The sequence below is a fragment of the Nocardia bovistercoris genome (assembly GCF_015674855.1).
In the GTDB taxonomy this organism is placed as follows: Bacteria; Actinomycetota; Actinomycetes; order Mycobacteriales; family Mycobacteriaceae; genus Nocardia; species Nocardia bovistercoris.
On record NZ_JADMLG010000032.1, the window covers coordinates 1 to 25697 of the forward strand.

20 protein-coding genes are annotated in these 25697 nt (G+C 69.1%); 8 read left to right on the forward strand and 12 right to left on the reverse strand.

What is annotated here, in order from left to right; all coding sequences use genetic code 11:
* The 7 genes from IT779_RS36760 to IT779_RS36790 form a co-directional block, all read right to left on the reverse strand.
* Positions 1–454: acetyl-coenzyme A synthetase N-terminal domain-containing protein (locus IT779_RS36760; RefSeq protein WP_196154122.1), on the reverse strand; the 454-nt coding region annotated here is incomplete at its 3' end.
* A gap of 75 nt (positions 455–529) precedes the next feature.
* The gene (locus IT779_RS36765; RefSeq protein ID WP_196154123.1) at positions 530–2164 is read right to left on the reverse strand and encodes a solute symporter family protein; all 1635 of its coding nucleotides are present in this window, start codon (positions 2162–2164) and stop codon (positions 530–532) included.
* Complete coding sequence (locus IT779_RS36770) at positions 2161–2520, reverse strand: DUF485 domain-containing protein (RefSeq protein ID WP_196154124.1); 360 nt, start codon at positions 2518–2520, stop codon at positions 2161–2163. Before IT779_RS36770 ends, IT779_RS36765 begins: the two co-directional genes overlap by 4 nt.
* Before the next feature lie 192 nt (positions 2521–2712).
* Positions 2713–4467, reverse strand: coding sequence for a sodium/solute symporter (locus tag IT779_RS36775; protein ID WP_408637834.1), 1755 nt, complete (start codon positions 4465–4467; stop codon positions 2713–2715).
* Between the two features lie 7 nt (positions 4468–4474).
* On the reverse strand, positions 4475–4840 hold the full coding sequence (locus IT779_RS36780) for a hypothetical protein (RefSeq protein WP_332839136.1): 366 nt from the start codon (positions 4838–4840) through the stop codon (positions 4475–4477).
* Positions 4837–5628: a LytR/AlgR family response regulator transcription factor gene (locus IT779_RS36785; protein ID WP_196154125.1), complete on the reverse strand. Its 792-nt coding sequence runs from the start codon at positions 5626–5628 to the stop codon at positions 4837–4839. Before IT779_RS36785 ends, IT779_RS36780 begins: the two co-directional genes overlap by 4 nt.
* 52 nt (positions 5629–5680) lie before the next feature.
* Entirely contained in the window at positions 5681–6868 is a 1188-nt protein-coding gene (locus tag IT779_RS36790; RefSeq protein WP_196154126.1) for a sensor histidine kinase, read from the reverse strand.
* Positions 6869–7174: 306 nt separating this feature from the next.
* On the opposite strand from IT779_RS36790, the gene dnaE reads away from it, so the two are divergent.
* The 3 genes from dnaE to IT779_RS36805 all read left to right on the forward strand — a co-directional run bounded on the left by dnaE (position 7175) and on the right by IT779_RS36805 (position 14072).
* Entirely contained in the window at positions 7175–10720 is a 3546-nt protein-coding gene (gene dnaE / locus IT779_RS36795) for a DNA polymerase III subunit alpha (RefSeq protein WP_196154127.1), read from the forward strand.
* A 289-nt stretch (positions 10721–11009) separates the two neighbouring features.
* Positions 11010–12797: a malto-oligosyltrehalose trehalohydrolase gene (treZ, locus tag IT779_RS36800; protein WP_196154128.1), complete on the forward strand. Its 1788-nt coding sequence runs from the start codon at positions 11010–11012 to the stop codon at positions 12795–12797.
* Positions 12798–12818: 21 nt separating this feature from the next.
* The gene (locus IT779_RS36805; protein WP_196154129.1) at positions 12819–14072 is read left to right on the forward strand and encodes a serine hydrolase domain-containing protein; all 1254 of its coding nucleotides are present in this window, start codon (positions 12819–12821) and stop codon (positions 14070–14072) included.
* An 11-nt stretch (positions 14073–14083) separates the two neighbouring features.
* Here the strand turns inward: IT779_RS36805 and ilvA are convergent, their stop codons facing one another.
* Together ilvA and IT779_RS36815 are read right to left on the reverse strand one after the other, a co-directional pair.
* Positions 14084–15439 carry a threonine ammonia-lyase IlvA gene (gene ilvA / locus IT779_RS36810; protein ID WP_196154130.1) on the reverse strand — a complete coding sequence of 452 codons (1356 nt, stop codon included), beginning with the start codon at positions 15437–15439 and terminating at the stop codon, positions 14084–14086.
* A 64-nt stretch (positions 15440–15503) separates the two neighbouring features.
* Complete coding sequence (locus IT779_RS36815) at positions 15504–15938, reverse strand: nitroreductase family deazaflavin-dependent oxidoreductase (protein ID WP_196154131.1); 435 nt, start codon at positions 15936–15938, stop codon at positions 15504–15506.
* Positions 15939–16027: 89 nt separating this feature from the next.
* Here IT779_RS36815 and IT779_RS36820 point away from each other — a divergent pair, with 89 nt between their 5' ends.
* A complete protein-coding gene (locus IT779_RS36820; protein WP_196154132.1) occupies positions 16028–16267 on the forward strand; it encodes a hypothetical protein in 240 nt (79 codons plus the stop codon).
* Between the two features lie 43 nt (positions 16268–16310).
* On the opposite strand, the gene treY is transcribed toward IT779_RS36820, so the two are convergent.
* A complete protein-coding gene (gene treY, locus IT779_RS36825) occupies positions 16311–18740 on the reverse strand; it encodes a malto-oligosyltrehalose synthase (RefSeq protein WP_196154133.1) in 2430 nt (809 codons plus the stop codon).
* Entirely contained in the window at positions 18737–20872 is a 2136-nt protein-coding gene (glgX, locus tag IT779_RS36830; protein ID WP_196154134.1) for a glycogen debranching protein GlgX, read from the reverse strand. The genes treY and glgX overlap by 4 nt, the downstream gene beginning before the upstream one ends.
* A 301-nt stretch (positions 20873–21173) precedes the next feature.
* On the opposite strand from glgX, the gene IT779_RS36835 reads away from it, so the two are divergent.
* A complete protein-coding gene (locus IT779_RS36835; RefSeq protein WP_332839137.1) occupies positions 21174–22424 on the forward strand; it encodes an adenosylmethionine--8-amino-7-oxononanoate transaminase in 1251 nt (416 codons plus the stop codon).
* Positions 22425–22575: 151 nt separating this feature from the next.
* Here IT779_RS36835 and IT779_RS36840 read toward each other — a convergent pair whose 3' ends face one another.
* The gene (locus IT779_RS36840; protein WP_196154136.1) at positions 22576–22950 is read right to left on the reverse strand and encodes a cupin domain-containing protein; all 375 of its coding nucleotides are present in this window, start codon (positions 22948–22950) and stop codon (positions 22576–22578) included.
* Between the two features lie 61 nt (positions 22951–23011).
* Between IT779_RS36840 and IT779_RS36845 the strand changes: the two genes are divergently transcribed.
* The 3 genes from IT779_RS36845 (at position 23012) to bioD (ending at position 25460) form a co-directional block, all read left to right on the forward strand.
* Entirely contained in the window at positions 23012–23491 is a 480-nt protein-coding gene (locus IT779_RS36845) for a MarR family winged helix-turn-helix transcriptional regulator (RefSeq protein WP_196154137.1), read from the forward strand.
* A gap of 101 nt (positions 23492–23592) precedes the next feature.
* A complete protein-coding gene (locus IT779_RS36850) occupies positions 23593–24747 on the forward strand; it encodes an 8-amino-7-oxononanoate synthase (protein ID WP_196154138.1) in 1155 nt (384 codons plus the stop codon).
* Complete coding sequence (bioD, locus tag IT779_RS36855) at positions 24744–25460, forward strand: dethiobiotin synthase (protein WP_196154139.1); 717 nt, start codon at positions 24744–24746, stop codon at positions 25458–25460. Before IT779_RS36850 ends, bioD begins: the two co-directional genes overlap by 4 nt.
* Positions 25461–25697: the final 237 nt, after the last annotated feature.

A 25697-nucleotide genomic window follows, 5' to 3' on the forward strand; every position in this document is an offset into this window, starting at 1 on the left:
GGGCGCAGGCCAGGATGGCGACGACGGCCTCGGGGATCATCGGCATGTAGATCGCGACCCGGTCACCGGCCACCAGACCGAGTTCGGTGAGGTAGTTGGCGGCGCGGGAGACCTCGGCGAGCAGGTCGCGGTAGGTCATGGCGCGGGTGTCGCCGGGTTCGCCGACGAAATGGATGGCGGTCTGGTCGCCGTGGCCGTCGAGCACGTGGCGGTCGACGCAGTTGTAGGCGACATTGAGTTCGCCGTCGGGAAACCATTGCGCGACAGGCGCTTCGGACCAGTCGAGCACGGTGCTGAATGGGGTGTGCCAGTGCAGGCGTCGGGCCTGTTCGGCCCAGAAGCCCTCGCGGTCGGTCTCGGCCCTTTCGTACCAGGAGCGGTCGGCATTCGCTTGCGCGGCGAATTCGGCCGAGGGGGTGTAGGTGGTCTCGCGGTCGGTCGTCGCGCTGCTCATGGGAGTCTCCTGTCGAAATCGGTGGGGTGGGACGCATCGGCGCGGCCGCCGGAACCGACGACCGCGCCTCGGCGTTCAGTGCGAGATCGCCTTCTCCGCACCGACACCCGTGAGCGAACGAACCTGCATCTCGATCGCCTTCTCCGGATCCTCCGGTTTGCGGCCACCGACCAGGGTGCCGACCACGCCGAGCGCGAAGGCCAGCGGAATCGAGACGATGCCGGGATTGGACAGCGGGAACCAGTCGAAGTCCGAATGCGGCAGCATCGAGGTCTTCGCGCCGGATACCGCCGGGGAGAACACGATGAGCACGATGGTGGAGATCAGTCCGCCGTACATGCTCCACAGCGCGCCGGTGGTGTTGAACCGCCGCCAGAACAGCGAGTACAGGATGGTCGGCAGGTTCGCCGCCGCCGCGACCGCGAAGGCGAGCGCCACGAGGAAGGCGATGTTCTGGCCGTTGGCGAGGATGCCGAGTCCGATGGCGAGCGCGCCGATCACCACCGCGGTGATCCGCGAGACCCGCACCTGCGCGGCCTCGTCCGCGTTGCCGCGTTTGAGCACGCTGGCGTAGATGTCGTGGGCGAAGGAGGCCGACGCGGTGATGGTGAGTCCGGCGACCACCGCGAGGATGGTCGCGAAGGCCACCGCCGAGATCACGCCGAGCAGGATCACGCCGCCGAGTTCGAAGGCGAGCAGCGGTGCGGCCGAGTTCTGTCCGCCCGCCGCGGCCAGGATGCGGTCCGGTCCGACGATCGCGGCGGCGCCGTAGCCGAGGACCAGGGTGAACAGGTAGAACGCGCCGATCAGGCCGATGGCCCACACCACCGAGCGCCGCGCTTCCTTGGCCGTCGGCACCGTGTAGAAGCGCATCAGCACGTGCGGCAGACCCGCCGTGCCGAGAACCAGTGCGAGGCCGAGGGATACGAAGTTGAGTTTGGAGGTCTCGTTGGCGCCGTACTGCGCGCCGGGCGCGAGCACATCGCGGCCCGCGACCGCCTTGCTCGCCGATCCGGAGACCGCTTCCTGCGCCGAGCCGAGGATGTCGGAGAAGTTGAACCCGAACTTGGCCAGCACCATCACCGTCATGAGCGCCGCGCCGGTGATGAGCAGCACCGCCTTGATGATCTGCACCCACGTGGTGCCCTTCATGCCGCCGACCAGCACGTAGACGATCATCAGCACGCCGACCACGGCGATCACCACCGATTGGCCTGCCTTGGTCTCGATGTCGAGCAGCAGCGCGACCAGGCCGCCCGCGCCCGCCATCTGCGCGAGCAGGTAGAACAGCGAAACGGTCAGCGTCGACAGCGCCGCCGCGGTGCGCACCGGGCGTTCCCGCAGTCGGAAGCTCAACACGTCGGCCATGGTGAATTTGCCGGTGTTGCGCAGCATTTCGGCGACAAGCAGCAGGGCGACGAGCCACGCGACCAGGAAGCCGATGGAGTAGAGGAAGCCGTCGTAGCCGTAGACCGCGATGGCGCCCGCGATGCCGAGGAAGCTCGCGGCCGAGAGGTAGTCGCCCGCGATGGCGATGCCGTTCTGCGGGCCGGAGAAGCCGCGTCCGCCGGTGAAGTAGTCCGAGGCGGAGGAGTTGTTGCGGCTCGCGCGGATCACCACGACCATGGTCACGACGACGAACAGCGCGAAGATCGCGATATTCGCCACGGGTTCGCCGACGGTCTCGGCCGCCAGATAGCTCGTGCTCATGCCAGGTCCTCCTCGAGGGTGGACCGGATGGCGGCGGCGCGCGGGTCCAGTTGCCGGTTGGCGAAGCGGACGTAGGCCGCGGTGATGGCGAAGGTGGTGACGAATTGCCCGAGGCCGAGCAGCAGTCCGGCGTTGACGTGGCCGAATACCTCGGTGGCCATGAAGTCGTGGGCGTAGGCGCCGAGCAGCACGTAGCTCAGGTACCAGATCAGGAATGCCGCGGCCATCGGGAAGACGAAGCGGCGCAAGCGGGTGCGCAGTTCCTGGAATTGTGGACTGGCGTACGCGGCGGCGAATTCCTCGGGGGTGGGCGTGCGCCGCGCGGCGTCGCCCTTGTCGAGGTCGATACTGGTCATCCGAAGGCTTCCTAGCATGTGACGTGGCTTACCGCGCTGACGGTAACGACCGGATCGGCCCGCGATAATGCTGTGGCGCCGGTCACTCCGTGGAGGCGTCGATCTGTGCGGTGAGCGGTAGCCCGGTTGCGACGAACGGTCTACGCGCGACCCCGACATTTCAGACCGAAAAGTCTGTCCGGAACCCGCGAATCACTCGGCGCGCAGCCGCCGCTCGCGATCGGCGCCCATGCCGAGGCGTTCCGGCGCGTGCATGCGGACGAAGATCCGCCCGACCGTCCTGCTGTCCTGCCCGCGTGTCAGCAGGCTGACGACGACCATCGCCGCGAACGCCAGCGGCACGCTGATCGCCGCCGGATAGCCGAGCAGCGCCGCGGGCCAGCCGCCGCCCACATCGTCGGCGATGCCGCCCGACACCGAGATCACCGTCGCCGCGCCCGCGGCCGACCCGCCCATGATCAGACCGGCGGCCGCGCCCGCGGCGGTCAGCCCGCGCCACCAGATGCCGAGGACGAGCAGCGGGCACAGGGTCGAGGCCGCGACCGAGAACGCCAGCGCCACCGTCCTCGACAGGTCGAGCGAGTTCACCGCCAGCGACAACCCGAGCGGCGCCGCGCCCGCGACCAGCGCCGCCACCCGGAAGTCCCGGATCCGCCCGCGCAGCGCGTCGGTGCTCAGCACGCCCGCGATGCTCACCAGCAGACCCGAGGAAGTGGAGAGGAAGGCCGCGATCGCCCCTGCGGCGGCCAGCGCCGCGAGCAGTTGACCGGGCAGGCTGCTGAGCACCGCGCCCGGCAACAGCACCACGGCGGCGTCGGAGGTGCCGGTGATGAGCAGTTCGGGGACGTAGAGGCGGGCGAACGCGCCGAGCAGGATCGGGAACAGGTAGAACAGCCCGACCAGCCCGATCACCGTGAGCGCCGTGACCCGCGCCGCCCGCCCGTCCGGATTGGTGTAGAAGCGCACCAGCACGTGCGGCAGGCCCATAGTGCCGAGGAAGGTCGCGAGGATGAGCGAATACACCTGGTAGGTGGGATGTCTGCCGCCGAATCCGCCGCCGGGTTCGAGCCAGCCCGCGCCGTCGGCGGGCGCGCCCGCGACCACGGGCACCGATGCGCCCGGCTCCAGGATCAACACCGTGCCCGCGGCCAAGTCGTGGGTGCCTGTGGTCAGCGCGAGCACGGCGTCCACCGGGGCGCCGTCCAGGGTGCCGGTGATCGAGACCCGCTGCGGTTCGGTCACCCTGACCCGCACGTCGGTGCTGACCTCGACGGTCGTGCGCTCGGTGACCACCGGCGGCGCCGGGCTGCCCCACTCCCGGTCGTTGGCGAGGAAATGCCCGAGCAGCACCAGGGCGGGCAAGGCCACCGCCGTCAACTTCAGCCAGTACTGGAACGCCTGCACCAGCGTGATCGAGCGCATCCCGCCACCCGCCACGTTCGCGATCACGATGGCGCCGACCGCGAGCGCACCCACCCAACTCGGCACGCCGAGCAGGATGCGCAGGGTCAGGCCCGCCCCTTGGAACTGCGGAATCAGATACACGCCGCAGATCAGCACCACGACCAGGGCCGCGAGCCTGCGCAGCCGCACCGAACCGAGGCGGAACTCGGCGAAGTCGGGCACGGTGTAGGCGCCCGAGCGGCGCAGCGGCGCGGCCACGAACAGCAGCAGGCCCAGATAGCCCGCGGTGAATCCGACCGGATACCAGAGCGCGTCGGCGCCGTATTTGGCGATCAGCCCCGCGACGCCGAGGAACGACGCCGCGGAGAGATATTCCCCGGAGATCGCGGCGGCGTTCCAGCGCGGACCGACACTGCGCGAGGCCACGAGGAAGTCGGAGGTGGTGCGCGCGAGCCGCACGCCGTACGCGCCGATGGCCACGGTGGCCAGCGCGGCGAGCAGCAGGGCCGCGACGGTCGGCGCGGGCGAGGTCACCGGGTCCACGGCGGCGCTACTCCTCGGCCAGATCGAGGAAGTCCTGGTCGTTGCGCTCGGCCAGCCGCAGATAGAGCCGACCCACCGCGTACAGGGCCGGATACACCGCGACGCCGAGCAGCAGCCACGGCAACCGGATGCCGAACACCACCAGCGTGGAGACCGCTTCGACGCGGAACAGCAGCGGCAGCGCGCACAGCGTGAGCGCCGAGACGAGCGCGAAGCGCAGCGCCAGCCCGAGTTGGGCGCGGATCAACCCGGCCACCAGCGCCTCGCCGATCTCGGTCTGTTCGGCCACCTCGACCCTGGTGCGCACCCGCCGCGCCCCGCGTCGCTCGGCCAGCACCACCCTGACCCGCGCCTGCGGCTGCGGGCCGGTCACCGATGCGTCCAGGTCTGGCGGGGGCCGTGCACGAGGCGCTGTTTGAGTTCGCGGACCTGGCGGCGGCTCACCGGCAGTTCCACCGCGGCGGCGCGGCCGTCGGCGCGCAGGCAGACCACCGTGGCCGATCCGCTCTGGCGCAGTCCGGTCACCAGCCGCAACGCCACCAGATAGGACCGGTGCACGCGCAGGAAACCGGCGTTCTCCCATCGGGATTCGAGGGCGGAGAGCGGGATGCGCACCAGGTGCGATCCGGCGCTGGTGTGCAGGCGCGCGTAGTCGCCGTCCGCCTCGACCCAGCTCACGCTCGACCGGTGCACCAGCGTGGTCACCCCGCCGAGTTCCACGGGGATGACCTCGTTGGCGTCCGAACGCGCCGGTTCGGGTTCGGGCGCGCCGCGGGCGCCGACGATCCGGCGCACCGCCTCGGCCAACCGCGCCTCGCGCAGCGGTTTGAGCAGGTAGTCGACCGCGCCGAGGTCGAAGGCGGCCACCGCGCGATCGTCGTGCGCGGTCACGAACGCCACCGAGGGCGGGTTGGCGAATTCGGTGAGGATGCCCGCGAGTTCCATGCCGTCGAGTCCCGGCATGTTGATGTCGAGGAAGACCGCGTCCACCGGGTGGCCGCGCAGCACTCGCAGCGCCTCGGTCGCGTCGCTCGCGCGATGGATCTCGCCGACCTCGGATTGCGCGCGCAGCAGATACACCAGTTCGTCCAGCGCCGGTGCTTCGTCGTCCACGGCGAGTACCCGGAGGCCGGTGGGCGTGGTGTCGGTGGTGCGTATCACAATCCGCCAATCGTAAAGGCGGGCCGATTCCGGTGGTCTCCCGATGCGACCTTCACGCCCGAATTCCCGCGCGGAATTTCGGGACGCGCAGACTCACCTTCGTTCCGGCGCCCGGCGCGGTCTCGACGACGAGGCCGTAATCGTTGCCGAACGCGGCGCGCAGCCGGTCGTCCACATTCGCCAGTCCGACGTGCGCGGATTCGGCGGGCCCTGCCGTTTCGGCCACCGCGTCCAGCGCACCCGAACTCAGCAGTTCCGGATCCATGCCGATGCCGTCGTCCTCGACGCTGATGACGCAGTCGGTGCCCGCGTCCTCGGCGGCCACGGTGATCACCCCGCGCCGGGTCGCGCCGAGCCCGTGCCGCACCGCGTTCTCCACCAGCGGTTGCAGCGCCAGGAACGGCAGGACGACGCCGAGCACCTCGGGCGCGATCTGCAACCGCACCTCGAGACCCGCGCCGAAGCGGGCGCGTTCCAGCGCGAGATAGCGCTCGATATTGCGCAATTCGTCGGCGAGCACCGTGAACTCGCCCGCGGTGCGGAACGAATAGCGGGTGAAATCGGCGAATTCCAGGATCAATTCGCGGGCCCGGTCGGGATCGGTGCGCACGAACGAGGCGATCGTGTTGAGCGCGTTGTAGATGAAATGCGGACTGATCTGGGCGCGCAGCGCACGCACCTCGGCGCGGTCCAGTCGGGCGCGGGAGGCGTCGAGTTCGGCCAATTCCAGTTGGCCGCAGACATATCTGGCGACTTCGGCGATCGCGCCGAGCGCGCCGGGGCCGACCGGTCCCGTGGTCACCACCCCGAGCGCGCCCGCGACCGGGGCATCCTCGATCAGCAGCGGCTGGGCGATCAGGGTGCGGGCCGTCTGATCGGCGCGTGCGGGCACCGCGACCAAAACCGGCCGCCCGGTGGCGACCGCGCGCGCCGCCGCGTCGGTGAACCGGTCGGCCAGTTCCGCGTACGGCCCGTCCCAGGCGAGCAGCGCGGCCTCCGCGTCGGCGATCCCGAGCGCGTCCGCGCCGGTGAGCGCCCGCAGATGCGGTGCGGCCGCGAGCGCGGATCCGTCGGTGAGCCCGCCCCGCAGCGGTTTCGCCGCGAGCGACGCGGTGTGCAGCGCCGTGTGCACCGCGCGCTCGGCCGGTGTGGTCACCGATCGGCGCGTGCGCGGCCACAGCACCAGCGCACCGGCGATCAGCGCGGCGCCGACGACCACGGCGACTGCGGTCGCCGTCACCGGAGGTCTCCTCGCGAACTCATCCGACGATTATCCGTCGCACCATGTCCGCCGCCCTGCTGCGCATTGCCCTGCCGCGCGGTGCCCGCTGTCGATCTCGGCGCGGCGACCCGTAGGCGCCGACGCGTCCGCGCCGCCTCGGGGTCGGACGCACGCGCACCCGACGCGCCGGTGATCTTCGACACCGACACGCCGGGTCTCCTGGGCCGTCCGGCGGCGGCGCGCGAGCCGGTGCCGAGTTGTCGGTGGGTCGTGCCTAGAATCGCTAGGCCAACCCCCGCCTGAAACTTGGGAGGAAGGACCGTCTTGGCCTCGTCCGGATCGTTCGTTCACCTGCACAACCACACCGAATACTCGATGCTCGACGGTGCGGCGAAGATCTCGCCCTTGTTCGCCGAGGCGAATCGGCTGGGAATGGACGCGGTCGGGATGACCGACCACGGCAACATGTTCGGGGCCGCGGAGTTCTACAGGTCGGCGAAGAAGGCGGGCATCAAGCCGATCATCGGCATCGAGGCCTACATCGCGCCGGGTTCCCGGTTCGACACCAAGCGCGTGCAGTGGGGCGATCCGAGCCAGAAGGGCGACGACGTCTCCGGCTCCGGCGCCTACACCCACATGACGATGGTGGCCGAGACCGCCACCGGCCTGCGCAACCTGTTCAAGCTGTCGAGCCTGGCCTCCATCGAGGGTCAACTCGGCAAGTGGTCGCGCATGGACGAGGAGATCATCGCCCAATACGCCGAGGGCATCATCGCCACCACCGGCTGCCCATCGGGCGAGGTGCAGACCAGGCTGCGCCTCGGTCACGAGCGCGAGGCGCTGGAGGCGGCGGCCAAATGGCAGGAGATCTTCGGCCCCGACAATTTCTTCCTCGAGGTGATGGACCACGGTCTTTCCATCGAGCGCCGGGTCCGCGAGGGCCTCATCGACATCAGCAACAAACTCGGCATCCCGCCGATCGCCACCAACGACTGCCACTACGTCACCAAGGACCAGTCGACCAATCACGAAGCGCTGCTGTGCATTCAGACCGGCAAGACGCTCAGCGACCCCACCCGGTTCAAATTCGACGGTGACGGCTACTACCTGAAATCCGCCGACGAGATGCGCGCCATCTGGGATTCGGAGGTGCCGGGCGCGTGTGACAACACCGTCGGCATCGGCGAGCGGGTGCAGCCCTACGACGAGATCTGGACCCACCGCGACCGCATGCCGGTCTTCCCGGTGCCCGAGGGCGAGACCGAGGCGAGCTGGCTGCGCAAGGAGGTGGAGCGCGGACTCGACAGACGTTTCCCCTCCGGCGTCCCCCGCGAATACGCCGACCGAGCCGAATACGAGATCGGCGTCATCCTGGAGATGGGCTTCCCCGCCTACTTCCTCGTCGTCGGCGACCTCATCAAACACGCGCGCGAGGTCGGCATCCGCGTCGGCCCCGGCCGTGGTTCGGCGGCCGGTTCGCTGGTCGCCTATGCCCTCAACATCACCAATATCGACCCGATTCCGCACGGTCTGCTGTTCGAGCGCTTCCTCAACCCCGAACGCGTCTCGATGCCCGATATCGATATCGACTTCGACGATCGCCGTCGCGGCGAGATGGTGCGCTACGCCACCGAGCAGTGGGGCACCGACAAGGTCGCCCAGGTCATCACTTTCGGCACCATCAAGACCAAGGCCGCCATCAAGGACTCGGCCCGAGTCCTGTTCGGCCAGCCAGGATTCGCCATCGCCGACCAGATCACCAAGGCGCTGCCGCCGCCGATCATGGCCAAGGACATCTCGGTCTCCGGCATCACCGACCCGGATCACGAGCGGTACAAGGAAGCCGCCGAGGTCCGCGAGCTGATCAACACCAACCCCGACATCTCGAAGATCTACGAGACGGCCCGCGGCCTCGAGGGCCTGATCCGCAACGCCGGTGTGCACGCCTGCGCGGTGATCATGTCCTCCGAACCGCTCACCGACGCCATCCCGGTGTGGAAGCGGGCACAGGACGGCGCGATCATCACGGGCTGGGACTACCCGTCCTGTGAGGACATCGGCCTGCTGAAGATGGACTTCCTCGGGTTGCGCAACCTGACGGTCCTCGGCGACGCCATCGACAACGCCAAACTGAATCGCGGCGTCGACGTCGATCTCGACGCCCTGCCGCTCGACGATCCGGCCACCTACAAACTGCTCGCCCGCGGCGACACGCTCGGGGTGTTCCAGCTCGACGGCGGGCCGATGCGGGATCTGCTGCGCCGCATGCAGCCCACCGCCTTCGAGGACATCGTCGCCGTCGGCGCGCTGTACCGCCCCGGTCCGATGGGCATGAACGCGCACAACGACTACGCCGACCGCAAGAACAACCGCCAAGAGGTCAAGCCGATCCATCCGGAACTGGCCGAGCCGTTGAAGGAGATCCTCGGCGAGACCTACGGTCTGATCGTCTACCAGGAACAGATCATGCACGTCGCCCAGAAGGTAGCCGGATACTCGCTCGGACGAGCCGACATCCTGCGCCGCGCCATGGGCAAGAAGAAGGCCGAGGTGCTGGCCGCCGAGTTCGAAGGCTTCGAACAGGGCATGCAGGCCAACGGCTACTCCAAGGAGGCCATCAAGGCGCTGTGGGACACGATCCTGCCCTTCGCCGGATACGCCTTCAACAAGTCGCACGCCGCCGCCTACGGCCTGGTCTCCTACTGGACCGCCTACTTCAAGGCGAACTATCCGGCCGAGTACATGGCCGCCCTGCTCACCAGCGTCGGTGACGACAAGGACAAGGCCGCGGTCTACCTCGCCGACTGCCGCCGCCTCGGCGTCATCGTCATGCCCCCCGACGTCAACGAATCCGAGCTCAACTTCGCCTCGGTCGGCAAGGACGTGCGCTTCGGGCTCGGCGCGGTGCGCAATGTCGGCGCGAACGTGGTCGCCTCGATCATCGCGGCGCGCAAGGAGAAGTCGAAGTTCACCGACTTCTCCGACTACCTGAACAAGATCGACGCCATCGCCTGCACCAAGAAGGTCACCGAATCCCTCATCAAGGCGGGCGCCTTCGATTCGCTGAGCCACCCGCGCAAGGGTCTGCTGCTCATCCACTCCGACGCCATCGACGCGGTGATGACCACCAAGAAGGCCGAGGCCATCGGCCAGTTCGACCTGTTCGGCGGCATGGACGCCGACGAATCGGTCACCTCGGTGTTCAATGTCGCTGTGCCCGACGAGGAGTGGGAGAGCAAGCACAAACTCGCCCTGGAACGCGAGATGCTCGGCCTCTACGTCTCGGGGCATCCGCTCAACGGCGTCGAACACGTGCTGGCCGCGCAGGTCGACACTCAGATCCCGGCGATCCTGGAAGGCGACGTCAAGGACGGCGCGCAGGTCACCGTCGGCGGCATCCTTGCCTCGGTGAACCGGCGCATCAACAAGAACGGCCTGGCCTGGGCCTCGGCGCAGCTCGAGGATCTCACCGGCGGCGTCGAGGTGCTGTTCTTCCCGCAGTCCTACCAGGTCTACGGCATGGATGTGGTCGAGGACGCGGTGGTGCTGGTGAAGGCGCGGGTGTCGGTCCGCGACGACCGCATCTCACTGATCGCCAACGATCTGGTGGTGCCCGACCTGTCGACCATCGGCGTGGCCAAACCCCTCGCGGTCACGGTCACCACCCGCATGTGCACCCCCGACAAGATCGGCGAACTCAAGCGCGTGCTGTCCAGGCACCCGGGCACCGCCGACGTCCACGTGCGCCACGTCGGCGCCCGCGAGAAGACCACCCTGCTCAAACTGGACGACAGCCTGCGCGTCTCCCCGTCCTCGGCCCTCATGGGCGACCTGAAAGCTCTGCTCGGTCCAGGCTGCCTCGCCGTCTGATCCATAGTCGGGTCCCAGGGAAGCGGCGGTGCCACTCGAGCGGAAGGGCGCCACTGAGGGGCAGGGCGCAGGCGTTGTCGGAGCCTGCTGGTCGTGACCGAGCGCACCGTCTGAGCTGTGCCGCTGTCTCCGGATCGCTCGTCGCCGAGTGCGGTCATGCATCGCGGTACTCGGATATGCGCATTCCACTATGCGCTGGCAAATGTGTCGAGCTCGGCCACAGACATGTCGAGCCGAAGGGCTTCGCGGCCGGCGGGACGGATCGGGTGGTCCGTGCCATGCTGGCCGGGTGACCGCATTCGAGGTGTGGGCTCCGCGGGCGGAGTCGGTGCGATTGGATCTCGACGGTTGGGTGCATCCCATGACGCGGTCGGGGCGGGGGTGGTGGCGCGCCGATGTCGACGTGGAGTCCGGCGCTCGCTACGGCTACCTGTTGGACGACGACCCCACGGTGTTACCCGACCCGCGCTCGCCGCGTCAGCCCGACGGCGTGCACGGGCGGTCGGCGGTGCACGAACTCGACCCGGCGGTGTGGACCGACGCGGCGTGGACCGGTCGCCCGCTCGCGGGCGCGATCTTCTACGAACTGCACATCGGCGCGTTCACCCCCGAAGGCACCTTCGACTCGGCGATCGAACGACTCGACCACCTGGTCGACCTCGGTGTCACGGTGGTGGAGGTGATGCCGGTCAACGCCTTCGACGGTGCCAACAACTGGGGTTACGACGGCGTCCTGTGGTACGCGGTGCACGAACCCTACGGCGGCCCGGACGGTTTGCAGCGTTTCGTGAACGCCTGTCACGCAAGGGGTTTGGCGGTGGCCCTCGACGTGGTCCACAACCATCTCGGCCCATCGGGCAACTATCTGCCGCGCTTCGGCCCCTACCTCACCGACGGCCGCAACACCTGGGGGCAGAGCCTGAACCTGGACGGGCCCGATTCCGGTCCGGTGCGCCGCCACATCATCGACAACGCGCTGCGCTGGCTGCGCGACTTCCACATCGACGCACTGCGCCTGGACGCCGTGCACGCCCTCGTCGACCGCACCGCCTCGCATCTGCTGGCCGATCTCGCCGCCGAGACACGCGCGCTCGAGGCGCACGTACGCAGGCCGCTGACCCTCGTCGCGGAGAGCGACCTCAACGATCCGCGCCTGATCACCCCGCGCGCGGCGGGCGGCTACGGCCTGGACGGACAGTGGAACGACGACCTGCACCACGCCGTGCACACCGCGGTCTCCGGCGAACGGCAGGGCTACTACGCCGACTTCGGCTCGATGGCCTGTCTCGCGCACACCCTCACCCGCGGGTTCTTCCACGCGGGCACCTATTCCAGTTTCCGCGGCCGCGTGCACGGCCGCCCGCTCGACCGGAGCCTGATCCCGGGCAGCGCGCTGCTCGCCTACACCTGCACCCACGACCAGATCGGCAATCGGGCCATCGGCGACCGGCCGAGCGCCTACCTCGACCACGGACAACTGGCGATCAAGGCGGCGCTCGTCCTGTTCTCGGCGTACACGCCGATGTTGTTCATGGGCGAGGAGTGGGGTGCGCGCACGCCGTTCCAGTTCTTCACCTCGCACACCGACCCGGTGATCGGCGCGGCCACCGCGACCGGACGCAAGGCCGAATTCGCCGAACACGGCTGGGCGAGCGAGGATGTGCCCGACCCGCAGGATCCGGCCACCTTCCTGCGCTCCAAACTCGACTGGAAAGAACCCGAACGCGCTGGTCACGCGCGTCTGCTGGCCTGCTACCGCGCACTGATCACACTGCGCCGCGGCCGTGCGGAGATCACCGATCCGCGACTGGACCGGGTCGAGGTCGACTACGACGAGCGACTGCGCTGGATCGCGGTCCGGCGCGGCCCGCTGCGCCTGCTGTGCAACCTGTCCGCCGATCCGGTGACCGTCGCGGCGGACGGGACGGTGGTGCTGTCCTGGGAGGGCGGCGTCGCCGATCCGGTCGACGGGGTTATCGACCTCACCGCTCACTCGTTCGTCATCGTGAGCTCCGAGGGTGTGCTCCGAGACCCGATCGTGGCCTCACCAGCCGGTACGGTGATTGCCGAGCTATGACCTTGCCATTACCGTTGTGTAATGAGCAACGTTGCTTCGTCCGGGGATCCCGTGTCGCTGCCCTCGGGTGTCGGCGGTAGCGCCGCCGCCGAATTCGGTCCATTGGTGCGGGCATTCGCGCGGGCGTACGGTCGCCGCAAAGGGGCCGGGGCCGCGTTGGCCGTCCATCTGCACGGCGAACCGCTGGTCGACATCTGGACCGGCAGGCACAGCGGCTCCAAGCCGTGGACGGAGCAGACCGGTTCGATCGTCTTCTCCGCCACCAAGGGCATCACCGCCACCGTGATCCACCGCCTGGCCGATCGCGGCCTGCTCGACTACGACGCGCCGGTCGCCGAGTACTGGCCGGAATTCGGCGCCAACGGCAAGGCCGCCATCACGGTCGCCGAGGTGATGACCCACCGTGCCGGGCTGTCCGGACTCGCCGGGCTCGGCGGTGAGATCACCGAACTGCTCGACCACCGGCTCATGGAGGAACGTCTGGCCGCCGCCGCGCCGGATCGACTGCTCGGCGTGCCCACCTATCACGCGATCACCTACGGCTGGCTGCTGGCCGGTCTGGCGCGCGCGATCACCGGTCGCGGCATGGCCGAACTGTTCCGCACCGAGGTGTCCGAACCACTCGGCATCGACGGCATCCACCTCGGCACCCCGCCGCCGGATTCCGGAATCGATTTCGCGCCGCTGGCGGGCAACCAGCTGCGCATCCTCGCCGGACCGGTCGGCGCCTACCTGATCGGTCGCACCTTCGGTTTCCCCGGAGCGCCCGGCGCCGCCGCCCGCGCACTGCTCATGCCTGGCATGGACGCCATCCTCGAGGGGCACGCGCCGCCGATCCTCGCCACCGAACTCGGCGCGGGCAACGGCGTGTGCACCGCGCGCGGACTGGCCGCCATGTACGGGGCGCTGGCCAACGGCGGCGTCGTGGACGGACGGCGCTATCTGTCCGGGCGCACCGTCGCCGAACTGCGCCGGATCCGCAGTTACCGCCTCGATCACGCGCTGTTCTACTTCCCGATGCTCTGGCATCTCGGCTACCACTCGATGCCCATGCCGTACGCGCACGAGGGACTCGGCCACATCGGGCTCGCCGGATCCTTCGGCTGGGCCGAACCGCGCCTCGGCCTCTCGGTGGGATTCGTGCACAACCGCATGTCTGTGCCGCAGATGAGCGTCGACCAGATGGCGGCGTTCTGGCTGCTGCCGTTGGTAATGAGCTGCCTGCGCGGGACCAGGCGGGTCGCTCCCGAGATCGTCACGAAGGCGGCCGCCTGATCCCGGTCGGGTCAGGTCAGATAGCGGTAGGCGGGGGAGCCGGGGTCGAGGCGTTCGCACCGGATCGGTGACGCGGTCATCCGGTCCAGCAGCGGTCCGAGCCCGTCGCGGGCGCCGAGTTCGATACCGACCAGCGCGGCGCCGGTCTCCCGGTTGTTGCGTTTGACGTACTCGAACAGGGTGACGTCGTCGTCGGGCCCGAGCACTTCGTCCAGGAATCTGCGCAGCGCACCCGGTTCCTGCGGGAAGTCCACCAGGAAATAGTGCTTGAGCCCCCGGTGCACGAGCGAGCGTTCGATGATCTCGCCGTAGCGTGACACGTCGTTGTTGCCCCCCGATACCAGGCACACCACGGTCGATTCCGGTTCGACCTCGATCTCGCACAGCGCGGTGACCGCGAGCGCGCCCGCTGGTTCGGCGATGATGCCCTCGCTCTGGTAGAGGTCGAGCATGGTGGTGCAGATGGCGCCCTCGTCGACGTGCATCATCCGGAACGAGCCCGCGCCCTCGGGTGATTCGGTGGCGGTCAGCAGCGGCAGCGAGGCGTGCGAGACCACGCGCCCGCCGAATCCGGCCGCCGCGCGGTAGGGCACCTCGCCGATGCGGCGCACCGCCGCGCCGTCGACGAATGGGTCGATACTCGGCAGCGTCACCGGGCCGCCCGCCACCAGCGCGGCCGTCATGGACGCGGCCCCGGTCGGTTCCACGCCGAGGATCCCCGTCCCCGGCGCGCGTTCGCGCAGGTAGGTGCCGATACCGGCCAGGCAGCCGCCGCCGCCCACCGGGATGACGACCAGGTCGGGCGCGCCGCCGAGCTGGGCGAGGATCTCCGCGGCGATGGTGCCCTGACCGGCGGCGGTGCGGGCGTCGTCGAAGGGCGGGACCATGGTGGCGCCGGTGCGTTCGACGTCGGCGGCCGCAGCGGCCGCAGCGGCGTCGTAGGTTTCCCCGATCGCGATGAGTTCGACGAATTCGCCGCCGTGCACGCGGATCCGGTCGCGTTTCTGGCGCGGCGTCGTGGTCGGCACGTAGATGCGGCCGGTGATGCCCATGGCGTGACAGGCGAACGCGACGCCCTGGGCGTGGTTGCCCGCGCTGGCCGCGACCACCCCCGCCGCGCGCTCGTCGGGAGTGAGCTGGACGATCAGGTTGTAGGCGCCGCGCAGCTTGTAGGAGCGCACCGCGGAGAGATCCTCGCGCTTGAGGTAGACCCGCGCGCCCGTCAGCTTCGACAGCCGGGGGCTGAACTGGAGCGGGGTGGGATCGATAATGTCCGAAATACGCTTCGCGGCGGCGTCGATCTCGTCCGCGGTGAGCGCGGGACGGGATGTGGACAGGTCGTCGAGTACCTCGAGCGGATTGGACATTCGAAATATGCTGCCACCCGCCGCGGGGTCGCGACGCGGCGGGTGGTCGGGACGGCGGGGACGCTCAGAGCGGACTGAGCACGAAAACCGGGATCTCGCGGGTGGTCTTGGTCTGGTAATTCGCGTAATCCGGCCATGCTTCGACGGCGCGTTCCCACCACACGGCCTTCTCCTCGCCGAACACCTCGCGCGCCACGTAGTCCTTGTTCTCCGTGCCGTCGCGGAGTTCCACGTGCGATTCGGCCTTGATGTTGAAGTACCAGACGGGATGCTTCGGCGCGCCGCCGAGTGAGGCGACCACGGCGTACTCGCCGCCGTGCTCGACCCGCATGAGCGGGGTCTTGCGCAGCTTGCCGGTCTTCGCGCCGCGCGTGGTCAGCAGGATGATCGGCTTGCCCTGCAGCGACGTCGCGTCGGTACCGCCGGACTGCTCGTAGGACTCGGCCTGCTTGCGTGCCCAGTCGGATGTGCTCGGTGCGTACTCTCCAGTCAGTGGCATACAGCGCGCAACGCCTGCTGCCGCTCGGGTGTTCCCTCGGCCGGAAAGTTCGGTGGACCGAACTTCAGGGTGCGGTATATCCTGATGACATGGCTACGGTTCACCCCTCTTCGATAGATATCGCGGGTTCCGCGTGGCCGGTGTTCAAACTCGAGGCGCTGGCCGCGGGCGTGGTGATCGGCCTGATCCTGGCCATGATCCTCGGTTCCGCGCAGGTCGGCGTGCTCGTCGGCGCGGCCGTCGCCGCTGCCCGCTGGGTAGTGGGGGCCGTCGCCGCCCGCCGCGGCGAATCCGTGCGCCCGCGCGAACGAATCCTCTCCGCGCGCTGACATTGCGCCGCCGGGTCACGGGTGGCCGTCAACCTGACGACGCTCAGCGCACCAGCAGCGCCACGGGGAGCCGGGCGAACAGGTTCGACAGCGCCGCCCGTCCCTGGAAGACCTGACCGGTCAGCCGATCGGTCCAATCGCCCGCGGGCAGGTCGAGCACGCTGTCGCCCCAGCCGGCTTCGACCAGCCCGACACTGTGCCGGGTGGCCGCGACGATGATCTCCGGCCCCGAACCCGCACGGCCGCGCGCGAAGGCGACCAGCCTGTTCGCCTGCTCGCCGGTCGCGAACAGCGGCAGATAGCAGCCGCCGACGAAACAGTCCGGCCGCTCCCGGCGCAGCCACAGCGCGTAGGCGACGATCCACATCTTCGCCGCGCCCGTGGTGTCCAGCGAGGGAATCCCGGTCAGCGATTGCAGCATGCCGGTGCGCGTCGCGAAATCCACCGGTCGGCGATTGTCCGGGTCGACGAGCGAGTCCTCCCACACCTCGCAGCCCTGGTAGATGTCGGGAATACCGGGACCGCACAGTTGCAGCAGTTTCTGCGCCAGCGAATCCGACCAGGCGTGCGGTGCGAGATCGTGCACCAGATCGTTGAGTTCGGCGCCGATGGGTCCGTCGATCACCGCGTCGATCCAGCCGTGCACGGCCTTCTCGAATTCGGAATCCGGTTCCTCCCACGAGGTTCGGGTGCCCGCCTCGCGAATCGACTTCTCGGCGAACAGGTGCAGGCGTTCCCGCAGTCCCGGTATTGACGACGCGGGCCGCCCGTCGGCCGGCCACACCCCGAACATGTTCTGCAACAGGAACAATGCCGTCGCGCCGTCGGGCGGCGGGGTCTGCTCCAGCCAGGATTCCACCGCGCCCGCCCAGATGCTCGCGGCCTGGGACAGCACCCCGATGCGGGCGCGCACGTCCTCGCCGCGTTTGGCGTCGTGGGTGGACAGCGTGGTCATGGCGGCGGGCCAGCGCTGCGCCCGTTCGGTGTTGGCGAGATGGAATTCGTTGAGCGAGTGTCCGAATCGCGCCGGATTGCCGCCGACCTCCTGCAGCGAGACAAGCCGCGCGGCCTGGTAGAACATGGTGTCCTCGACCGCTTTCGCGGTGATCGCGCCGCCGACCTGGCCGAATCGCACGGCCGCCTCGCCGTCCACGGCCAGCGCCGCCACCAGCACCGACAGCGGCGCGGTGAGTTCGCTGTTGCGCTTCTCGACCTCGGCGATCACCGCACCGGTCATCCCCGCCAGCGGCGCGTAGTCGGCCCGGTACACCGGCATGAAGGCGAGCACCTCGATGGCGGCGTTGGTCAACGCGAGGGTGTCGAAACTCTCCGCCGCCGCGTCCCGCTTGATCGCGGCGACCAAGCGCCGTACCTCGGGGGCCAGAATCGTCTCCGCCACAGCGCGTTTGATGCGGTGCTCGGTCTCCCCGACCCACGCGCGGTCGCTGCCGTGCCCGGTGAAGCGCCGCGAGAGGTCGGTGAGCGCCTGTTCGCCCTCGGGGTCGATCAGCACGCCGCTCAGACCGGCCAGCGCGTCGTAGCCGGTGGTGCCGTCCACCGGGAGGGTGGCGTCGAGCGGTTCGCGGTTGGCGAGGATCTTCTCGACCAGCAGCAGCCGCTGCGGGCCGATCAGCCTGCGCAGCCTGGTCAGGTACTCGGTGGGATAGGAGAGCCCGTCGGGATGGTCGACCCGCACGCCGTCGATGAGGTCGTGTTCGCACCACGCCGCGAGTTCGCGATGGGTGATCTCGAAGACCTCGGGATCCTCCTGGCGCACCGCGGCCAGACTGCTCACCGCGAAGAACCGGCGGTAGGTGCACACCCCCGCTTTCCAGCTCACCAGCCGGTAGTGCTGTTTGTCGTGGATGCGCAGCGCGTTGTCGCCGTCGGTGCCCGGCGCGATCGGGAAACGTAGATCGTGCAGCGCCAGCATCGGTTCCGGGCCGGTCCGGTCGACGGTCAGCGCGGCGGGATCGTTGTCGCCGTGCAGGACCGGCAGCGCTAGCCGCCCGCCCGCGCCGTTGGCCGAACTCCAGTCGATGTCGAAATAGTGCTGGTAGGCCGATTCCCGCCCGTTGCGCAGCACATCCCACCACCACGGGTTCTGCCGCGGATCGGCGACGCCGACATGGTTGGGGACCAGGTCGACGATCAAACCCATACCGCGACTGCGCACTTCGTCGGACAGCGCCTTGAAGCCCGCGGGCCCGCCGAGGGCCGCCGACACCGTGGTCGGGTCGGCGACGTCGTAGCCGTGCGACGATCCGTGCATCGGCGTCAGGATCGGCGACAGGTACAGATGCGAGATGCCGAGCTGCTGTAGGTATTCCGCGATGGTCGCGGCTTCGGCGAAGGTCAGCGCGTCGGGGCGCAGCTGGAGTCGGTAGGTGCTGCGCACCGGAGTCGGGCGCGACTTGATGCGGGTGTGGGCGGACGGGTCGGCGCCGCGCGCCGTCGGATTCGATGTGTTCATGCGCGTGGCGGCCGAGCTGGACAGCGCAGGACGAGCAGGCAGCGGCCTGGCACCGGGAGGGTGGCCGAGGCGGCATGGGTGGACTCGGATCGACCGTCGGGGCTCGAGCAGTCGAGCGCGACCTCCCACCGCTCACCGAATTCGGCGTCGGGCAGCACGAAGTCGATGGCTTCGTCGTGGGCGTTGAAGCACAGCAGGAACGAGTCGTCGGTGATGCGTTCCCCACGCGGTCCCGGTTCGGGGATGCCGAGTCCGTTCAGGTACACGGTCAGCGATTTGCCGAAGCCGCTGTCCCAGTCGCCCGGGGTCATCTCCTCGCCCGCCGGGGTCAGCCACGCGATATCCCTGGCGTGCTCCTTGGAGCGCACCGGCCCGCCCTCGAAGAAGCGGCGGCGTCGGAAGACCGGGTGCGCGGTGCGCAGCGCGATGACATTGCGGGTGAATTCGAGCATGTCGGCGTTCTCGTGCGCCGCCGACCAGTCCATCCAGGCCAGTTCGGAGTCCTGGCAGTACACGTTGTTGTTGCCGTGCTGGGTGCGGCCGATCTCGTCGCCGTGCGCGAGCATGGGCGTGCCCTGCGAAAGCACCAGGGTGGCCATGAGATTGCGAGTCTGCTTGGCGCGCAACGCGAGAATGTCCGGATCGTCGGTAGGTCCCTCCGCGCCGCAGTTCCACGACCGATTGTGGCTCTCCCCGTCGCGGTTGTCCTCGCCGTTGGCCTCGTTGTGTTTCTCGTTGTAGGACACCAGATCCCGCAGCGTGAACCCGTCGTGCGCGGTGACGAAGTTGATGCTCGCGCTCGGCCGCCGCCCGGTGGCCTCGTAGAGATCGGAGGATCCGGTGAGGCGGGAGGCGAATTCGCCGAGCGTCGCGGGCTCGCCGCGCCAGTAGTCGCGCACGGTGTCGCGGAATTTGCCGTTCCACTCGGTCCACTGGCCGGGGAAATTGCCGACCTGATATCCGCCCTCGCCGACATCCCACGGCTCGGCGATCAATTTGACCTGGCTGACCACCGGATCCTGCTGCACCAGATCGAAGAAGGTGGACAGTTTGTCGACGTCGTGTAATTCCCGCGCCAGCGTGGCGGCGAGGTCGAAACGGAAACCGTCGACGTGCATTTCGAGGATCCAGTAGCGCAGCGAATCCATGATGAGCTGCAAGGTGTGCGGATGCCGGACGTTGAGGCTGTTGCCGGTGCCGGTGTAATCCATGTAGCGCGAAGGATCCTTGTCGAGCAGTCGGTAGTAGGCGGCGTTGTCGATGCCGCGGAAGGCGATGGTCGGCCCGAGGTGGTTGCCCTCGGCGGTGTGGTTGTAGACCACGTCGAGGATCACCTCGATGCCCTCGGCGTGCAGCGCGCGCACCATGGCCTTGAATTCGGTGACCGCCGCGCCGCCGCGCGGGCTGGCCGTGTAGCCGTTGTGCGGGGCGAGATAGCCGAAGCTGTTGTAGCCCCAGTAGTTCCGCAGACCCTGGTCGAGCAGCACGTGGTCGTGCAGGAACTGGTGCACCGGCATCAGCTCGATCGCGGTGATGCCGAGCCCGCGCAGGTGGTCGATGATCGCGGGATGCGAGATGGCCGCGTAGGTGCCGCGCAGTTCCTCCGGGATGTCCGGATGCGTCATCGTCATGCCCTTGACATGCGCCTCGTAGATCACCGTCTCGTGGTAGGGCCGGTTCGGCCGCCGGTCGGCGCCCCAGTCGAAGAACGGGTTGATGACGACGCCGGTCATGGTGTGGCCCAGCGAGTCCAGGCCGTGGGTGTAGAGCGAGGGATCGTCGTCGAATTCGCCGTCGAATGCCTTGCCGTACGGGTCGAGCAGCAATTTGCTTGGATCGCAACGCAATCCGCGATCGGGATCGTAGGGACCGTGCACCCGGAAGCCGTAGCGCTGCCCCGGGCCGATGGTCGGCAGATAGGCGTGCCAGACGTGGGTGTCGACCTCCTCGAGCGCGATTCGCGTCTCGACGCCGTCGCGCCCGATCAGGCACAGGTCCACCGCTTCGGCGACTTCGGAGAACACCGAGAAATTCGTCCCGGCGCCGTCATAGGTCGCGCCCAGTGGGTACGGGGTGCCCGGCCACACACCGAGTGGTGTCAGGTCACCGGGCGCTGCGTCGGGCTCAGGCATAGGAATGACAGTAGCGGCAGCGGGGCGATCGCTCTCGCGGGCGGGCGCGCGCGAACGCGTATCCCGAGGTCGCCGCGCGATCGATGCGCGAACGGCTAGGGGCGGAACCGCGGTGTCGAGGGCCGAGGACCGAACTCCGGTGGTAACTTGAACGCTGTTCAAGTCAGGCCGGGCACCCGGCGCGCTCGATTCGGCGAGGACATTTGTGACACCGACCCCCGCGACACCGACCCCCGCGACACCGACCCCCGCGACACCGACCCCGGCGACACCGACCCGCGCGGCGCTCACCCCGGGTGAGATCACCGCGATCGACGCGGCTCACGTCTGGCATCCCTACGGCGGATTCCCCGCGAGCACCGAACCGCTGATCGTCGCCGAGGCCGAAGGAACCAGGCTGACCCTGGCCGACGGTCGGGTTCTGGTCGACGGCATGAGTTCGTGGTGGGCGGCCGTGCACGGCTACCGTCACCCGGTGCTCGACGCCGCGCTGCTCGAACAGTCGCGGCGCATGAGCCACATCATGTTCGGCGGCCTCACCCACGAACCCGCCGCCCGCTTGGCCCGACTGCTGGTCGAGCACACTCCCGCCGGACTCGACAAGGTCTTCCTGTGCGATTCCGGCTCGGTGTCGGTCGAGGTCGCGGTGAAGATGTGCCTGCAATACTGGCGCGCACTGGGCAAACCGGCGAAACACCGCCTGCTGACCTGGCGCGGCGGCTACCACGGCGACACCTTCACCCCGATGAGCGTGTGCGATCCGGAAGGCGGCATGCACGCGCTGTGGACCGACGTGCTCGCCGCCCAGATCTTCGCCCCCGCCCCGCCTCGCGACTACCGCCCCGACTACGTCCGCGAACTCGAACACCTCATCGCCGACCACGCGCACGAACTCGCCGCCGTGATCGTCGAACCGGTGGTGCAGGGCGCGGGCGGCATGCGCTGGCACGACCCGCGCTACCTCACCGACCTGCGCACCCTGTGCGACCGGCACGGCGTCCTACTGATCTTCGACGAGATCGCCACCGGCTTCGGCCGCACCGGCGCCATGTTCGCCGCCGACCACGCGGGCGTCGCACCGGACGTGATGTGCGTCGGCAAGGCCATGACCGGCGGATACCTGACCCTGGCCGCCACACTCACCACCGCGCGCGTCGCCGAAACCCTCAGCGCCGCGCACGGCGGCCTCATGCACGGCCCCACCTTCATGGGCAACCCGCTGGCCTGCGCGGTCGCGGTCGCCTCGATCGAACTGCTGCTGTCCGCCGACTGGCGCACCTCGATCCGCCGCATCGAAGCCGACCTGCTCGAAGGACTCGCACCGGCCCGCGAACTACCCGGCGTGCTCGACGTGCGGGTACTCGGCGCGATCGGCGTCATCGAATGCGACGGCCCGGTGGACATGCGGCGTACCACCGATGCCGCGGTCGCCGCGGGCGCGTGGCTGCGTCCCTTCCGGAACCTGATCTACTGCATGCCCCCTTTCATCAGTGACAGCGCGGACATCGCGACGGTGACCAGGGCCATGTGCGCCGCCGCGGCCGCGGGGTAGAGGCCCTCGCGGCCGTGCGGCGAATGTGGCTGCCGAACCTGTGCCGAATGCTGCCGTCGAGGCGGGCGAATATCGTTGTCGCGGCGGTGCCGAGTGCTGTTGTCGCGGTGGGCGCCAGGTGTTGACGCAGCGGTGCGAGTGTCGTCGTGGATCAGGCGATCCAAGGCGGGAGGATCGGCTCGGCACCGGTTTCGGTGCGGGCAAGCGCCCCCGCCGCTGCCGAGACGACGGCGGTGAATCCGGTGTCGCCACCGGAGATCCGACGCCACAGATCGGCGGGCATCACGACTGTATCGCCGACGCTCGCGGTGAGTTCCGTGCCGTCCAGGTCGACGGTGATCGTGCCGTCGACCACGGTCCAGATCTGGTCGGTGTCGATCGTGTGCAGCGGGCCCGCGGCTCCTGGGTCGACCTCGACGCGCCACATCGCCAGTGTGGCCGCGCCTTGGGTGGGGGAGGCGAGGGTGGTCATGACGGCGTTGGGTGTCTCGGTGCGGCGGGTTTCGGTGTGGCGGATGACGGGCATGGGATGAGATCTCCTAAGATAGACAACTACATTGTCTATATAGTTAACGAGGTTGTCCATCATGTCAAGTGACGGGGGCGGCTACGAACTGCCGCTGCGACTGCTGCTCGGCTTCCGCGTCATCGTCGACGAGGTACACGCGGACCTGGCCGAACGGGGACATCCCGAGCTGCGGCCCATGCACGGCTTCGTCTTCCAGGCCATCGGCCGGATCGGCGGTCCGCACGGCTGCACCGCCGCCGACCTCGGCCGCGCGCTCGGCGTCTCCAAACAGGCCGCGGGCAAGCATGTCGACGCCCTCGAACGCCTCGGCTACCTGCGTCGAGGGCACGATCCCGGCGACGCGCGACGCAAGGTCTACACCCTCACCGAACGGGCCGTAGACGTACTCGCCGAATCCGAGCGATCCTTCGATCGCATCCACCGACGTTGGGCCGAACGTCTCGGCACCGCACGGCTCGCGGCGCTGGAGGCGGACCTGCGCGCGGTGACCCCAGGCGATCTGTTCCGCTTCGACACACCCCACTGGTTCGGGTCGTAGCGGACGTACGCCGTTCGGGCCCGCTTCCGCGTGTTCGGGCCCGCGCTACCTCGGGATCGGCGGGTTTCCACCTGAACGGTGTTCAAGTAGGCTGCGGAGCTGTGAATACCGATCCGCTGAGTTGGTTGGACGAGCGGGCGGCCGAGCGTGTGGACGCAGGCTTGCATCGCGATCTGCGTCCGAGGGCCGCGCTGTCCGCGTCGATCGACCTGGCCTCCAACGACTATCTCGGTCTGTCCCGTCACCCCGAGGTGGTGGCGGGCGCGGCCGATTCCCTGCGGCGCTGGGGTACCGGGTCGACCGGATCGCGTCTGGTCACCGGAACCACCGCCGAACACGCGGAACTCGAAGTCGAACTCGCCGAATTCGTCGGTGCGCGTTCGGGTCTGGTCTTCGCTTCCGGATACGCGGCCAATCTCGGTGCGGTGACGGCCCTGTCGGGGCGCGGCAGTCTCGTCGTCTCCGACGCGGGCAGCCACGCCTCTCTCGTCGATGCCTGCAGGCTGTCCCGCGCGCGCGTCGAGATCGCGCCGCACCGCGATGTCGAGGCGGTGGACCGGATACTGGCCGCGCGCACCGAAGAGCGCGCGCTCGTCCTGACCGACTCGGTGTTCAGCGCCGACGGCGATCTCGCGCCTCTGGCCGAACTGCACCGGGTCACCAGGGCCAACGGCGCGCTCCTGCTCGTCGACGAGGCACACGGCATCGGCGTGCGCGGGACGGGCGGGCGCGGTCTCGTCCACGAGGTCGGACTCGCCGGAGAACCGGACCTGATCATCACCGCGACCCTGTCGAAAGCCTTCGCGGCCCAGGGCGGCGCCGTACTCGGCGACGAACGCGTCCGCGCGCACCTCATCGACACCGCGCGCACCTTCATCTTCGACACCGGACTCGCCCCCGCCGCGGTCGGCGCGGCCCGAGCCGCCCTGCGCGTGCTGCGCGCACACCCGGACATGGCGGGTCGCGTGCTGGCGCGCGCCGCCGAGATCGCGCGCATCGCCGATGTCGGACAACCGGATTCGGCGGTGGTCTCGGTGGTGCTCGGCGCGGCCGCGGTCGCCGACGCCGCGGCGCGGGAATGCCGGGCGCGCGGCCTCGAGGTCGGCTGCTTCCGTCCGCCGTCGGTTCCCGAAGGCACCTCGCGCCTGCGGCTCACCGCGCGCGCCGATCTCACCCCCGCGGAACTGGACACCATCGCCGACGTGCTCGGCGACGTGCTGGCGAAGGCGCGCGGCGTGGACGCGGTGCCCGCATGAGTGTGCTGCTGGTCACCGGAACTTCCACCGGCGTCGGCAAGACCGTGGTCACGGCCGCCCTCGCGGCCGCCGCCATGGCCGACGGCCGTTCGGTCGCGGTGTGCAAACCCGCCCAGACCGGGGTCGAACCCGGCGAGCCGGGCGATCTGGCGGAAATCGAGCGACTCGCGGGCCCGGTCCGCACCCTGGAACTGGCCAGATATCCGGATCCGCTCGCGCCGGACACCGCCGCGCGCCGCTGCGGCGCGCCGCAGCTCACGCTGGCCGAAACCCTCGCGGGCATAGACGAATTGCGCACCGCCGACCTCGTTCTGGTCGAGGGCGCGGGTGGACTGCTGGTCCGCCTCGGCGAATTCACCCTGGTCGATCTCGCTCGCGACCTCGGCGCCCCCGTTCTCGTCGTGGCGGCGGCCGGACTCGGCACCCTGAACCACAGCGAGCTCACGACGCGCGCTCTGGCCGCCGCCGAGGTGCCGTGCGCCGGACTGGTGATCGGTGCCTGGCCCGACACGCCCGATCTGGCTTCCGAATGCAATCGCGACGATTTGTCCCGCGTCACCGGCGTCGATCTGGTCGGCACGATTCCCTCCGGTGCGGGAGAATGGGAACGCGAGCGGTTCACCGCCGCGGCGCCGGGATGGTTCATTTCGGCGCGGTTGGATCGCGTCCCGTCGCACGAAGCGCGAATTATGCCGATCTACCAGGCGATTTGACATCGTGCATATGGCTACGTAACTTTGTTCAAGTCAGAGCGACACGGACACCGACTCGGAGCCGACACGCAGAGCCTGAAGGTTAACAACCTGAAGGTTTGGCGGGGCCTGGGACACGAGGTTGTACGGGGAGCGCCTGGCGGTCACACTGGTTCGGTTGGTTTGCCTGGATTTGGTTTCGGGTGAATGGTTGGGCTAAGCTGGAAAAGTTGCCTCGCTGGATGATCGGGTTGTTGC